Below are 13558 nucleotides of genomic sequence, written 5' to 3'. Positions count from 1 at the left end.
CGCGGACCAGGCAGCGCCCCCCTACCCCCGCGCCGGATGCACCTTCATCCAATGCCGCGCCACGTCCACGCGCCGCGGCACCCAGACGCGGTCGTGCTTTGCGACATGGTCGAGGAACTTCATCAGGCCGGAGATCTTGCCAGGGCGGCCGATCAGGCGGCAGTGGAGGCCGATCGACATCATCTTCGGCGCCTCCGCCCCCTCGGCGTAGAGCACGTCGAAGCTGTCGCGCAGGTAGTGGAAGAAGTCGTCGCCCGTCACGTAGCCGTTCGAGGCGTAGCGCATGTCGTTCGCCTCGAGGGTGTAGGGGATGACGAGGTGGGGGCCCTTCGGCCCCTCGATCCAGTAGGGCAGGTCGTCGGCGTAGGAATCGGACGAGTAGAGGAAGCCGCCCTCCTCCATCACGAGGCCCGTGGTCTGTTCCGAGCAGCGGCCGGTGTACCAGCCGAGCGGTCGCTCGCCGGTCACTTCCGTGTGCAGCCGGATCGCCTCGGCCATGTGGGCCGCTTCGTCCTCGCGCGAAAAATCCTTGTATTCGATCCACTTGAGGCCGTGCGAGGCGATCTCCCAGCCGGCCTCCTTCATGGCGGCGACGGCCTCGGGATTGCGGGCGAGCGCGGTGGCGACGCCGTAGACCGTGAGCGGCAGGCCGAGGCGGGTGAACAGCCGCCAGATCCTCCAGAAGCCGGCCCGCGAGCCGTATTCGTAGATCGACTCCATGTTCATGTGGCGCTGGCCCGGCCACGGCGCGGCGCCGACGATGTCGGACAGGAAGGCTTCCGAGGCGGCGTCGCCGTGGATGACGGCGTTTTCTCCGCCCTCCTCGTAGTTCAGCACGACCTGCACGGCGACACGGGCGCCGCCCGGCCACTCGGGGTTCGGCGGCGTGCGGCCGTAGCCGACGAGATCGCGGGGATAGGGCTCGCGGGGGTCGGGATCACGCATGGGATCGCACTCACCGAGACAGGGGGGCCGGGAGGCGTCAGCGTGCGGCGGCGGGCGGTCGGCTGTAAAGGGCGGCGGCGGCCCCACGGCCAGGATCAGGGGTCGCACGTCCCGCGGCAGTCGGCGATGCGGTTGCCTCGTCCGAGCCGCACGCCCCCTATCCGCCGCACCCGAAGCCCGGAACGACGGCTCTCCGCACCCGCCGGACTCTCAGCCGGCGAGAGCCCGGGTCAATGACCCGGCCAGTTCCTCGAACCGGAACGGCTTCCTGAGCACGGGCCGGTCCGCGAAGCCGTCCCACACGTCATCGACGCTGTTGCCAGTCGAAAAGACGAAGGGCACGCCGCGCACCGCGAGCGCCCTGGCGACGGGCAGGCTGCTCTTGCCATTGAGGTTCATGTCGAGCATCGCGACGTCGAAGGCGTCGGCTTCGACCATGGCGACCGCGGTGGCGGCCATCGAGGCGGAGGCGATGGACTCGCAACCGAGGTCGGCGAGCATCTCTTCGATCATCATCAGGATCAGCACTTCATCTTCGACGACGAGAACGCGGCGACCGGTCAGAAACCTATCCATGCGCTGGGTCTTGGGGCGCGAGAAATTCCATGGTGCAGACCAATCCTTCCGGCCGATAGTCGAGATGCACAGTACCGTTCAGTTCCTGTGCCAGGCCGCGTTCGATCATCTGTGATCCGAAGCCCTTGCGGACGGGCGGCGCGACGGTCGGTCCGGACGTCTCCTGCCAGCGCAGCAACACCCGATCCCCACCCTGCGTCGCCTCCACCGACCAGGTAACGTCGACCGTACCCATCGCGTTCGCGAACGCCCCGTACTTCACCGCGTTGGTCGCGAGTTCGTTGAACGCGATGCCGAGCGCCAGGGCGGTTCTCGGCGGAAAGCGGAGGTTGTCGCCGGAGATCGCCAGCCGCGAGTCCTGGCCCGCCACGACGCCGAAGGGCGCCAGCGCCGTTTCCAGGACATCGCGCAGACCAGCCCCCCGCCAGTTCTCGCGCGTCAAAAGGTCGTGAGATCGCGACAGCGCGAACAGCCGGGACTCGATCGCCTCGCGCGCGACGATGGGGTCGGGTTCGGTCCGCAGGACCTGGCGAACGATGGCCTGAACCGTCGCGAGCGTGTTCTTGACGCGGTGATTGAGCTCATTGATCAGCGCCTGCAGGTGCTGTTCCGCGTCCCGGTGCCGCGTCAGATCGACGAACGACGCGAAATACTGGACGACCTTGTCACTCTCGTCGCGCACCGGGCAGATGAAGACCGCCGCAAGGAACTCGCTGTTGTCCTTGCGGTGATAGAGGATCTCGATATCGCCGCTCGGCTTGCCATCCAGCGCCGCCTGGACTTTCGCCAGCGCCTCCGTGCTGGTGTTGTGCACCGTCAGGAAATCGAAATTCTGCCCCAGCACCTCGTCTCGCTCGTAGCCGGTCAGCTCGAGAAAGCTGTCATTGGCGAAGACGATCGGGTTGCCGGCCTCTTTGGCGTTGGTGAAGACCATCGCCATCCGCGTCGTCTCGGCAGAGACGACGAACGGTCCGAGCTCGTCGCGGAAGCGCTCGACTTCGGCCTCGCCGCCCTTCTGCTTCCTGGATTTCCGCGGCTTCTTTGCCATTGGTGAGCGGCCACCTGCTGCATCCGCGCCGATTGTCGGACGATTTCGAAGATGCATGGGCCAGCGTCGGTCCGCCCCGCGGATCCTGTGACGCCTCACAGCCTCGCCTTCCACTATACCGCACCTGCACACGGAAGCCACAGGGTTGCTTCACAGGCAGTCCGCGGGGTCGGAGCGTCAGTAGCCGCGGGCGCGATCGACGAGGTGCTCGGGCGGCAGGCCGGCCTCGACACGCTCGATCTGGCTGAGGATGAGGCGGGTCAGCGCGTTGGCGTCGCTGACGGCGGCGACGTGCGGGTAGACGAGCACCTTCGGATGCGACCAGAACGGGCTGTCGTTCGGCAGCGGCTCCGTCTCGAAGACGTCGAGGCTGGCGCCGATCAGCGTGCCATCGTCGAGGGCCGCGAGCACGTCGGCCGCGACCTGCTGGCCGCCGCGGCCGGCGTTGATCAGCACCGCGCCGCCGAGCGCGCCGTCGCGCGGCAGCTTCGACAAGAGCCGGCGGTCGATCAGGCCTTGCGTCTCCGGCGTCAGCGGCAGCAGGCAGACCAGGATGTCGGTGCGGGCGAGGAAGGCGTCGAAGCCTTCCTTCCCGTGGAAGCAGGCGACGCCAGGGATCTCCTGCGGGGAGCGGCTCCAGCCGGCGGTGTCGAAGCCGAGGCGGGCGATCACCTCCACCGCGTCGCGGCCAAGCACGCCGAGGCCCATGACGCCAACCCGCACGTCCTTCGCCGCCGGCTGGCGGATCTCGTCCCAGTGCCGCTCCCGCTGCTGGCGCATGTAGCCGAAGGTCTTGCGGTGGTGGAACAGCACCTGCAGCACCACCCACTCGGTCATGCGCATCGTCAGGTCCGGGTCGACGATGCGGGCGAGCGGCACGTCCGGCAGCGTCGGATCGCCGAGGATGTGGTCGACGCCGGCGCCGAGCGAGAAGATCGCGGCAAGGTTCGGCAGGCCGGCGAGGAGGCCCTCCGGCGGCTTCCAGGCCAGCGCGTAGCGCACCTCGGCGGGGTCGTAGTCGTCGCGGCCGGCGACGACGACGCGGCGCTCCGGGGCGAGCTTCGCCAGCGGCCGCTGCCAGTCTTCCACCGGCCAGATTCCCGTCGACAAGAGGATCGTCATCGCCGCCTCGATCGTGATGTGAAGGGTCAGGACGCGGCGCGACGGCCGTCGTCGGAGGGATTGGCCGAGCCTAGAGGTTCGCCGGCCGGTTCGTCGAGATCGAGCGCCTCGAGGCGACCACCGCGGCGGCGGATCTTGTCGGCGGAGACGACGATCAGATCGAGGTCGCCGCCGGCCTGGGCGATGTGCTTCTGCAGCGCGAGCGTGCGCTCGTGCAGGCGCACGACGTCCTCGACGAGGCGGCGCACCTCGGCCTGGACGATGTGGGCCTGCTCGCGCATGCGCTCGTCGCGCAGGATGGCCTGCACCACCTGCACCGACAGGACGAGCAGCGACGGCGAGACAATGACGACGCGGGCGGCGCCTGCGCGGGCGATGATATCCTCGAAGCGCTCGTGGATCTCGGCGAACACCGATTCCGACGGCACGAACAGGAAGGCGGTGTCCTGCGTCTCGCCGGGGATGAGGTAGCGGGCGCTGATGTCGTCGACGTGCTTGCCGAGGTCGCGGCGGAACTGCGTTTCGGCAGCCTTGGCGAGCTCCGGCCGGTCGGCGGCGCGGATGCGGTTGTAGGCCTCGAGCGGGAACTTCGCGTCGATGGCGAGCGGCGGCTGGCCGTTCGACAGCCGCACCAGGCAGTCGGGCCGGGTGCCGTTCGACAGCGTCGCCTGGAACTCGTAGGCGCCGGTGGGCAGCGCGTCGCGGACGATCGCCTCCATCCGCCCCTGGCCGAAGGCGCCGCGGGTCTGCTTGTCGGCGAAGATCTTTTCCAGCGCGACGACGTGGCCGGAGAGCTTGGCGATGGTGTCCTGGGCGCGGTCGATGACGGCGAGGCGCTCGTTCAGCTGGGTGAGGTTGGCGTGGGTCGACTTCGTCGTCTCCGCCATCGACTGGCCGAGCCGGTGGCCGAGGCCGTCGAGGCGCTCCCCCACCAGCCGGGCGAGGTCGCTCTGGCGGGAGCCGAGCACCTCGGCCATCGTCTGGAGGCGGCCGGAGGTCTCCGACTGCACGCGCAGGAGCTCGCCGATGCGATCCTCCAGCACCTCGGTCCGCTCGGCCGCGATGAGTTCGGCTTCGAGACCCGCGCGGGCCGCCTTGCGCAGCGCCATCAGGGTGACGACGAGGAGCACCCCGAGCACGACTGCTGCAGCGAGCGCGACCTCGCCGACGAGCACGGCGCGGCTGCCGAGCATGAACAGCGGTTCGGCGAGGGGCCCTTCGAACATGCCCCTGCTTTACGCCGATTCGCGACCCACGCGATTCGCCGCGCCGGCATCCCGATTGACCGGGAATGCGCGGTTTCATATCTAGCGAAAATGGCGATACGCGAGATCATCCGGCTTCCCGATCCGATGCTGCGGCAGACGAGCGATCCGATCCACAAGGTGGACGCGGAGTTGCGCGCGCTGATCGAGGACATGTTCGACACCATGTACGACGCGCCCGGCATCGGGCTCGCCGCCGTGCAGATCGCCGTGCCGAAGCGGCTTCTGGTGCTCGACGTCGCCAAGGGCGACGCGCCGCCCAACCCGATGGCCTTCATCAACCCGGAGATCGTCTGGTCGTCCGAGGCGCTGTCGACGCACGAGGAAGGCTGCCTGTCGATCCCGGAGGAATATGCCGAGGTGGAGCGTCCGGCCGAGATCCGCCTGCGCTTCCTCGACCGCGACGGCGCCGAGGGCGAGATGACGGCCGACGGCCTGCTCGCCACCTGCCTGCAGCACGAGATCGACCACCTGAACGGCGTCCTCTTCATCGACCACCTGTCGCGGCTGAAGCGCGGGCTGATCGTCAAGCGGGCGAAGAAGCAGGCGAAGCTGGACGCGCCGTCGGCTCGACCCGCCCCGCGCACCAAGATGGGCGCCGCGTGAGCGGCGCGCGATGCCGCTGAAAATCGTCTTCATGGGCACGCCGGACTTCGCCGTGCCGACACTCGAGGCGATCACCGGCGCCGGGCACCGCGTCGTCGCCGCCTACACGCGCGCGCCCCGCCCCGCCGGGCGCGGCATGGCGGAGCGTCGCTCGGCCGTGCACGAAGCGGCGGAGCGGCTGGGCGTGCCCGTGCTGACGCCGGCGCGGCTGCGCGATCCAGACGACCAGGCGACGTTTGCGGCGCACGGGGCGGACGTCGCGGTGGTGGTCGCCTACGGGCTGATCCTGCCGAAGCCGGTGCTGGACGCGCCGCGCCACGGCTGCCTCAATCTCCACGCCTCGCTGCTGCCGCGGTGGCGCGGTGCCGCCCCGATCAACCGGGCGGTGATGGCGGGCGACGCGGAGACGGGCGCGATGGTGATGCGCATGGACGAGGGCCTCGACACCGGCCCGGTCTGCCTCACCGAGCGCACGTCGATCGGGCCGGACGAGACGGCGGGCGAGTTGCACGACCGCCTCGCCCCGCTCGGCGCGGGGCTGATGGTGCGGGCGCTGGCAGCACTGGACGCCGGCCGGCTGGAGTGCACGCCGCAGCCGGCGGACGGCGTCACCTACGCCGCGAAGCTGACCAACGCCGAGACGCGCATCGACTGGTCCTTGCCGGCGCAAGCCGTGCACGACCACGTGCGCGGCCTGTCGCCCTTCCCCGGCGCTTACTGCGAGATCGAGCGCGGCGGCAAGGTCGAGCGGCTGAAGGTCCTCCGCACCGCCTTGGCGGAGGGTACCGGCGCACCGGGCACGGCGCTCGACGATGGGCTCACCGTCGCCTGCGGCACGGGCGCGGTGCGCCTCGTCACCGTGCAGCGCGCCGGCAAGGGCCCGATGGCGGCGGCAGACTTCCTGCGCGGCACGCCGGTGGCAGCGGGGACGCGGCTCGGCTGAGGGCTCCGCCGGCCGCTCTGTCTGCGACGTCGCAATCAGGCTCTTCCCTGGCGCATAGACGCCGAGGCTCACCTCGCGGATCCCGCCGCCCCTTTCCGTGCCAAGGCCTTGTCGGGGCTGCGGTTCTCCGGATCGCGCCGGGTGAGCCCGGTGCGGTCGAGCGACACCAGCCGCGGCGCCATCTGCGTGTCCACCACCGCCGGCGTGCGGTCGTCGACCTTGCCGGTCCAGCCGCCACCCAGTGCCTTGTTGAGCGCGATGTAGTCGGTGGCGATGGCGACCCGGCTGGCGAGCAGCGTGTCGTCGGCGGAGTAGGCCGAGCGCTCCGAATCCAGCACGTCGAGGAAGCTCGACGAGCCGCTCTGGTAGAGGGTTCGGGCGAGGGAGACGGCCTGTCGGTAGGACGCGGCGGACGCATCGAGGCTGCGGTACTTCAGGCGCTCCTGCTGCAGCGCGACGCTCGCATTCTCCACGTCCTGCAGGGCGCCGAGAACGGCGGCGCGGTAGGCGATGAAGTACGCGTCGCGCTCTGCCTGCGCATATTCCACCGCCGCCTTCAGCTGACCACCGTTGAAGATCGGGATGCTGAGGCTCGGGCCGAAGCTCCAGCTGATGCTCGAGCTCTTCGCAAGGTCGCCGACCTTCGCCGCCGACGTGGTGACGTCGCCGGTCAGGCTGATGGCGGGGTAGCGCGCGGCCTCGGCCTGGCCGACCTTCGCCGTGTACTGAGCGTACTGTCGCTCGGCGAGCCGTACGTCCGGCCGCGAGAGGAGCACGTTCGCAGGCACACCCCGCGGGATCGCACGGACCGGCGTCGGGATCGGCGCCTTGCGCTTCATCACCTCGTTGAGGGCGCTCGGCGGCTGGCCGAGCAGGATGGCGAGCTGGTGGATCGTCTGCTGGTAGCTCGATTCGAGTTCGGGGATGTTGGCCTCGGTACTCGCCGCCTGCCCCTCGGCATTGGCAACATCGACGGCGGAGGCGGAACCGGCCAGCAGCTTCGTGCGGGTCAATCCGGCCGTCTCGCGCTGCGAGGCGGCGGTGCGGCGGGCGAGTGCGGCACGGGCCTGATAGCCGCGCGCCTCGACATAGTAGGTCGCGACGTCGCCGATCAGGGTGAGCAGCGTGTTGCGCAGCGTCTCCTCGGCGGCGTCGAGGCCATAGGTCGCCGCTTCCGCCGCGCGACGGTTCGCGCCGAAGAGATCGAGCTCCCAGCTCGCATTCACCCCGAACGCGAAGGAATCATAGGGACCGGACACCGTCACGTCGCCGGTATCGGAGACGTTGCTGCCGTTGCCGGCGCGGGTATAGCTGCCCGTGCCGTCGACCGAGGGCGCCAGCGCACCGAACGCCTCCCGGCGCGTGGCGCGCGCCTGGCGAACCCGGGCCTTGGCGGTGGCGACGTCGAGATTGCCGGCGATGGCCTCGTCGATCAGCCGGTTCAGCGTCTTGTCGCCGAGCCGCTCCCACCAGCGGGCGAGTTCCGGCGGCCGGTTGTCGGGCTCCTCGCCGGTGACCGCCACCGTCGGGGACGCCATGCCCCATTTCGCCGGCAGCCGCATGGCTGGAGCGCTGTAGTCGGGCCCCACGGCACAGCCGCCGAGCAAGCCCGCGACGAGGAGCGCACTCGCGAGGCGCGATGCGCGGGCTGCGCGAAGGGCGGAGGTCGGCATCGGCATCGGCTCACCAGACGGGAGGGAGAGGATTGCGAGGCTGGGACGGGGATCAGCCGGCATGGGCGTCGCTCGCCTCTCCGGTCAGGGCCGCGGGCGTGGCCTCGGGAGCCCTGGTGCGGAGGAAGCGGCTGACGACGACGAAGAGCAGCGGCACGAAGAAGACGCCGAGCAGGGTGGCCGCGATCATGCCGCCCATGACGCCGATGCCGATGGCGTTCTGTGCCCCAGAGCCGGCACCGCTGGCGATCGCGAGCGGCGTCACGCCGAGGATGAAGGCGAAGGACGTCATCAGGATCGGGCGCAGGCGCTGCCGCGCGGCATCCAGCGTCGCCTCGACGAGGCCCGCGCCATGCGCCTGCCGCTCGATGGCGAATTCGACGATGAGGATCGCGTTCTTCGCCGACAGGCCGATGGTGGTGAGCAGGCCGACCTTGAAATAGACGTCGTTGGCCTGGCCGAAGAGCTCGGCGCCGAGCAGCGCCCCGAAGATGCCGATCGGCACCGACAGCAGCACGGCGAACGGGATCGACCAGCTCTCGTAGAGCGCGGCGAGGCAGAGGAAGACGACGAGCACGGAGATGGCGTAGAGGGCGACCGCCTGATTGGAGGAGAGCCGCTCCTGATGCGACAGGCCGGTCCATTCATGGTCGAAGCCCGGCGGGAGCTTGCCGACGATCTCGTCGATCGCGTCCATCGCGACGCCGGACGACACCCCCGGTGCCGCCTGTCCCTGGATCTCCACCGCCGAGGCGCCGTTGAAGCGCTCGAGCCGCGGTGAGCCGTAGGTCCATCGCGTCGCGGCGAAAGAGGCGAAGGGCACCATCGTCCCGGCGGAGTTTCGCACCTCCCACTTGGCGAGATCTTCCGGCTGCATGCGGAAGTTCGCCGCCGACTGGAGGTAGACCTTCTTCACCCGGCCACGGTCGAGAAAGTCGTTCACATAGGCGCTGCCCCAGGCGGTGGAGAGCGTCGCGTCGATGTCGGCGAGCGAGACGCCGAGCGCGCTCGCCTTCTCCTGGTCGATGTCCACGACGAATTGCGGCTCGTCCTCCAGCCCGTTGGGGCGGGTGGCGATCAGGCGACGGTCCTGGGCCGCCATGCCGAGCAGCTGGTTCCGCGCGGCCATCAGCGTCTCGTGGCCGGCGGCTGCGATGTCCTGAAGGTAGAAACTGAAGCCTCCGGAATTGCCCATCCCCTGGATGGCCGGCGGCATGAGGGTGAAGACCATGGCGTCGCGTATCCGCAGCGCGCCCATCGCCCGGCCGGCCACCGCGCTGGCGGCGACCGCCGGCGACGTGCGCTCGTCGAAGGGCTTGAGACGGACAAAGGCGATGCCGAGGTTCTGGCCCTGCCCGCTGAAGCCGAATCCGTTGACGGTGAAGACACCCTCCACCGCCTCCTTCTCGGACTCGAGGAAATGTCTGCGGACCTTGTCGAGCACCTGTTCCGTGCGGTCTGACGTGGCACCGGCGGGCAGTTGCACCATGGTGATGAGGATGCCCTGGTCCTCCTCGGGCAGGAACGACGAGGGCAGCCGCGCGAACATCCAGCCCATGGCGACGGCGATGGCGAGAAAGATCACGAGGAAGCGGCCGGAGCGCGCCAGGATGCCCGCGGCCCCGGCGCGATAGGCCGTGGTGGTGCGGTCGAAATTGCGGTTGAACCAACCGAAGAAGCCGCGGCTCTTCGTGTGCTGTTTCGGGGGCTTGAGGATGGTCGCGCACAGGGCCGGCGTCAGGATCAGCGCCACCAGCACCGACAGCACCATGGCCGAGACGATGGTGACGGAGAACTGGCGGTAGATCACGCCGACCGAGCCGCCGAAGAACGCCATGGGCACGAATACGGCGGAGAGCACGGTGGCGATGCCGACGAGCGCGCCGGTGATCTCGCCCATCGACTTGCGGGTCGCCTCCTTCGGCGAAAGCCCCTCTTCCTCCATCACGCGCTCGACATTCTCGACCACCACGATGGCGTCGTCGACCAGCAGGCCGATGGCGAGCACCATGGCGAACATGGTCAGCGTGTTGATCGAGTAGCCGAACAGCGCCAGGACGCCGAAGGTGCCGAGCAGCACGACGGGCACGGCGAGCGAAGGGATCAGCGTCGCGCGGATGCTCTGCAGGAAGACGAACATCACCACGAAGACGAGGGCGATGGCCTCCAGGAGGGTGCGCACGACCTCTTCGATGGAGAGCACGACGAACGGCGTCGTATCGTAGGGATAGACGACCTCGACGCCTTCCGGAAAGGTCGGCTTCATCCGCTCGATGACGGACTTGACCTTCTCCGCCGTGGCGATGGCGTTTGCACCCGTCGCCAGGTTGATGGCGAGGCCCGCCGCCGGCTTGCCGTCGTAGCGCGAGGAGGTTGTGTAGCTTTCCGCGCCGAGCTCCACCGTCGCGACATCGTTGATGCGCACGAGCGAGCCGTCGGTGGTGCTCTTGAGGATGATGTTGCGGAACTGCTCCGGCGTCTGCAGACGCGAGCGCGCCGTCACCGTGGCGTTGAGCTGCTGGCCCGCGCGCGCCGGAAGGCCGCCCAGCTGTCCGGCGGAGACTTGCGTGTTCTGCGCCTCGATGGCGCTCGAAACGTCTCCCGGGTTGAGCTGGTATTTCGAGAGCTTCTCCGGATCGAGCCAGACACGCATCGCGTAGGACGATCCGAACAGCGTCGTCGAGCCGACGCCCTCGATGCGCCGGAGCGTGTCGTTGAGCGTGGAGTCGACGTAGTCCGACACGTCGGTCGACGACATGCGCCCGTCGCTCGACACGAAGCCGATCACCATCAGGAAGCCGTCGGAGGCCTTGTCGACGGAGATGCCGTTGGTCTGCACGACGCTCGGCAGCTGCGAGGTGACGAGCTGCAGCTTGTTCTGCACCTGCATCTGCGCGATGTCGGGATCGGCTGTACTGGTGAAGGTGAGCGTAATCGTCGACTGGCCGGTCGAGGTGGAGGTCGCCGACATGTAGTCGAGATTGTCGATGCCGGTCATTCCCTGCTCGATGACCTTGGTCACCGAGTTCTCCACCGTCTGGGCGTCGGCCCCTGGATAGGAGGCGGTGATACTGACGGTCGTCGGTGCGATCTGCGGATATTGCGCAATGGGCAGAGAGAACAGCGCCAGCACGCCTCCGAGCATGATCAAGAGCGCGATGACCCACGCGAAGACGGGGCGGTCGATGAAGAAGCGGGACATGGGGCGCCTCAGTTCGACTTGGTGCTCGAGGCGCCGGCGGCCGCGGCTGCTGCCGCCTCGCCGCTCGTGGCGGCCGGCGCCGGGCTTTGCTGCCCGCGCTCGCGCACCTCGCCGGTGGTGTCGTCGACCACCACGTCGATGGGGGTGACGTCCTGGCCCGGGCGGGCGAACTGGCTGCCCTCGACGATGACGCGGTCGCCGTCCCCGATACCGGTCTCGACCAGCCAGTTGCTGCCGACGCTGCGCGAGACCGAGAGCACACGCTGCTCGACCTTGTTGTCGGCGTTGACGACGAGGGCGACGGGCTCGCCCTTGGTGTTGCGCGTCACCCCGCGCTGGGGAACGAGGAAGCTGTCGGGGGCGACACCCTCCTCGATAAGGGCACGCACATACATGCCGGGCAGCAGTTGCCGGTCGGGATTGGGAAACTGTGCCCGCACGCCGTAGGTGCCGGTGGTCTGGTCGACATAGGCGGAGGAGAACTCGAGGACGCCCGGATGGGCATAGGTCTCGCCATTGTCGAGCTTGAGCCGAACCTTCACGTTCTCGCCGCTGACCTTGATCCGTCCGTCGCGGATCGCCTGCTGCAGATTGAGAAGGTTCGTGCTCGACTGGGTAACGTCGACATTGATCGGGTCGAGCGTGCGGATGGTGGTGAGCGCGGTGTCCTGGCGCGCCGTGACCAGCGCACCCGGGGTGAGCGAGGACTTCTCGATGCGCCCGCCGATCGGGGCGGTGATGCGGGTGTAGTCGAGATTGATGCGGGCGGTCTCCACGTCCGCCTTGGCGGCGGCGACCTCGGCCCTGGCCTGCGCCAGCGAGGCGACGGCGTCGTCGTAATCCTGCTGGCTTACCGCCTTCTGCTTGATGAGCCCCTGATAGCGCTCGACCTTGGACTGGGCGCTCGGCACCGCGGCCTCCGCCTTCTGCTGGGCGGCGATGGCGCTGTCATAGGTCGCCTGATAGCTCGCCGGGTCGATCTGGTAGAGCGCGTCGCCCGCCTGCACCTCCGAGCCTTCCTCGAACAGTCGGGCCTTGATGATGCCGTTGACCTGGGGGCGCACCTCGGCAACCAGCGAGGCGGTGGTGCGCCCGGGCATCTCGGCGGTAATCGCCACCGATTGCGGACGCACCGTCACCACGCCCACCTGCGGGCGGCCTTGCGCTCCCGGCCCCGGCGGCGCCGCTGCGTCGCGCTCGTCGCAACCGACCAGTCCGAGAACGAGGGCGAACGTGGCGGCGAGAAGCGCCGAACGCTCGAAGCGATGTGCCGCCAAAACGAGTTCCCCATATAAGGTACCGTTGAGTACCCATATTCTCTGCCCTATGGTCCTGTCAATTCGGGCGGCCGGATGGGTCGCGTCGGCAGTAGGGAGGGAACAGTCGAGGTGTCAGAGAGCCCGTCCGACGCGCAGCCGCCCGTTCGCCGTTCCCGGGGACGACCGAAGACGGCCCCCGACGCGACCCGCCGGAAGGAGATCGTCGCCGAGGCGCTGCAGATGTTCCGGGAACTCGGCTATGCGCAGTTGACGACGGACGCCGTCGCGGCCCGCTGCCAGCTCTCCAAGCGGACGCTGTACAGGCTGTTTCCCAGCAAGACCGACCTCATCACCGCGATCGTCGAGACCCATCGCGAGAAGATGATCGCCTTGCCCGGCGACTATGATCACCTCCCGCTCGCGCAGGCCCTGGACCGGATCTTTTTCAACGACATCGACGAGGACGCCGATCGGGAGCGCTTCGCCTTCCTGCAGTTTCTGTTCGTGGAGGCGGCGGTCAGTCCGGAGCTCAAGGCGATTTCCGAGAGGTTCGGGCGCGACATCACGTTGAGCCTGCTCGGCGACTGGATTGCCCACCAGCGCGCGCTCGGCCGAATCGAGGTGCCGGATGCCCGCAATGCCGCGCGCATGCTGATGGACATGGTGATCGGGTCGGTGACACAGACCGGTCCGGGGACGGTCGAGTGGCCGGGCGCGCAGCGGCGCCGCAGCTATGTCCGCGAGTGCATCAGGGTGTTTCTGGGTGGGGTGGCCGTGCAGCCGGAGCCTTATGGACGTCAGGGCCTTGACGACAACGGTCGGTGAATTGAGACCTGTCGGACCGGGCGGGACGGACGAGATCCGGCAACTCGTCCCCTCAGCTTTCGTCTCCCGCACAGCGCCTTGTCACCGACGGCCC

At 68.9% G+C, this 13558-nt stretch carries 10 protein-coding genes and 1 pseudogene; 3 read left to right on the top strand and 8 right to left on the bottom strand.

Annotated features, from left to right (window positions below; all coding sequences use genetic code 11):
* Window positions 1-24: 24 nt before the first annotated feature.
* The 5 genes and pseudogenes from puuE to RUR49_RS03635 all read right to left on the bottom strand — a co-directional run.
* Window positions 25-945 (bottom strand): annotated as a pseudogene (gene puuE, locus RUR49_RS03655) (allantoinase PuuE); the annotation flags it as partial.
* A 210-nt stretch (window positions 946-1155) separates the two neighbouring features.
* Window positions 1156-1521 (bottom strand): response regulator, encoded by a 366-nt coding sequence (locus tag RUR49_RS03650; protein WP_409144929.1) that lies wholly within the window; start codon window positions 1519-1521, stop codon window positions 1156-1158.
* Window positions 1514-2569 carry an HWE histidine kinase domain-containing protein gene (locus RUR49_RS03645; protein WP_409144928.1) on the bottom strand — a complete coding sequence of 352 codons (1056 nt, stop codon included), beginning with the start codon at window positions 2567-2569 and terminating at the stop codon, window positions 1514-1516. The genes RUR49_RS03650 and RUR49_RS03645 overlap by 8 nt, the downstream gene beginning before the upstream one ends.
* 177 nt (window positions 2570-2746) lie before the next feature.
* Complete coding sequence (locus RUR49_RS03640) at window positions 2747-3691, bottom strand: 2-hydroxyacid dehydrogenase (protein WP_409144927.1); 945 nt, start codon at window positions 3689-3691, stop codon at window positions 2747-2749.
* A gap of 26 nt (window positions 3692-3717) precedes the next feature.
* On the bottom strand, window positions 3718-4917 hold the full coding sequence (locus tag RUR49_RS03635; RefSeq protein WP_409144926.1) for a DNA recombination protein RmuC: 1200 nt from the start codon (window positions 4915-4917) through the stop codon (window positions 3718-3720).
* Between the two features lie 90 nt (window positions 4918-5007).
* Here RUR49_RS03635 and def point away from each other — a divergent pair, with 90 nt between their 5' ends.
* Together def and fmt are read left to right on the top strand one after the other, a co-directional pair.
* Window positions 5008-5562, top strand: a complete 555-nt coding sequence (gene def, locus RUR49_RS03630; protein ID WP_409144925.1) for a peptide deformylase — start codon at window positions 5008-5010, stop codon at window positions 5560-5562.
* A 10-nt stretch (window positions 5563-5572) separates the two neighbouring features.
* Window positions 5573-6505 (top strand): methionyl-tRNA formyltransferase, encoded by a 933-nt coding sequence (gene fmt / locus RUR49_RS03625; protein WP_409144924.1) that lies wholly within the window; start codon window positions 5573-5575, stop codon window positions 6503-6505.
* A gap of 68 nt (window positions 6506-6573) precedes the next feature.
* Here the strand turns inward: fmt and RUR49_RS03620 are convergent, their stop codons facing one another.
* Genes RUR49_RS03620 through RUR49_RS03610 form a run of 3 tightly spaced genes read right to left on the bottom strand, consistent with a single transcriptional unit; the run spans window position 6574 to window position 12657 of the window.
* Complete coding sequence (locus RUR49_RS03620; RefSeq protein WP_409144923.1) at window positions 6574-8178, bottom strand: efflux transporter outer membrane subunit; 1605 nt, start codon at window positions 8176-8178, stop codon at window positions 6574-6576.
* A 52-nt stretch (window positions 8179-8230) separates the two neighbouring features.
* Window positions 8231-11380: an efflux RND transporter permease subunit gene (locus RUR49_RS03615; protein ID WP_409144922.1), complete on the bottom strand. Its 3150-nt coding sequence runs from the start codon at window positions 11378-11380 to the stop codon at window positions 8231-8233.
* An 8-nt stretch (window positions 11381-11388) separates the two neighbouring features.
* Complete coding sequence (locus RUR49_RS03610; protein ID WP_409144921.1) at window positions 11389-12657, bottom strand: efflux RND transporter periplasmic adaptor subunit; 1269 nt, start codon at window positions 12655-12657, stop codon at window positions 11389-11391.
* 111 nt (window positions 12658-12768) lie between these two features.
* On the opposite strand from RUR49_RS03610, the gene RUR49_RS03605 reads away from it, so the two are divergent.
* Window positions 12769-13464, top strand: a complete 696-nt coding sequence (locus tag RUR49_RS03605) for a TetR/AcrR family transcriptional regulator (protein WP_409144920.1) — start codon at window positions 12769-12771, stop codon at window positions 13462-13464.
* Window positions 13465-13558 lie beyond the last annotated feature (94 nt).

This window comes from Pseudoxanthobacter sp. M-2 (assembly GCF_046156265.1).
Lineage (GTDB): Bacteria > Pseudomonadota > Alphaproteobacteria > Rhizobiales > Segnochrobactraceae > CAMDHY01.
The sequence above is the reverse complement of the archived record's forward strand: the minus strand, read 5'-3'. Positions and strand labels throughout refer to the sequence as shown.

Bases quoted from the DNA above. Each gene is read 5' to 3' on its own strand.
- RUR49_RS03635 (WP_409144926.1), bottom strand. From the start codon at position 4,917: ATGTTCGAAGGGCCCCTCGCCGAACCGCTGTTCATGCTCGGCAGCCGC.
- RUR49_RS03615 (WP_409144922.1), bottom strand. From the start codon at position 11,380: ATGTCCCGCTTCTTCATCGACCGCCCCGTCTTCGCGTGGGTCATCGCG.
- def (WP_409144925.1), top strand. From the start codon at position 5,008: ATGGCGATACGCGAGATCATCCGGCTTCCCGATCCGATGCTGCGGCAG.
- RUR49_RS03620 (WP_409144923.1), bottom strand. From the start codon at position 8,178: ATGCCGACCTCCGCCCTTCGCGCAGCCCGCGCATCGCGCCTCGCGAGT.
- RUR49_RS03645 (WP_409144928.1), bottom strand. From the start codon at position 2,569: ATGGCAAAGAAGCCGCGGAAATCCAGGAAGCAGAAGGGCGGCGAGGCC.
- RUR49_RS03640 (WP_409144927.1), bottom strand. From the start codon at position 3,691: ATGACGATCCTCTTGTCGACGGGAATCTGGCCGGTGGAAGACTGGCAG.
- RUR49_RS03650 (WP_409144929.1), bottom strand. From the start codon at position 1,521: ATGGATAGGTTTCTGACCGGTCGCCGCGTTCTCGTCGTCGAAGATGAA.
- fmt (WP_409144924.1), top strand. From the start codon at position 5,573: ATGCCGCTGAAAATCGTCTTCATGGGCACGCCGGACTTCGCCGTGCCG.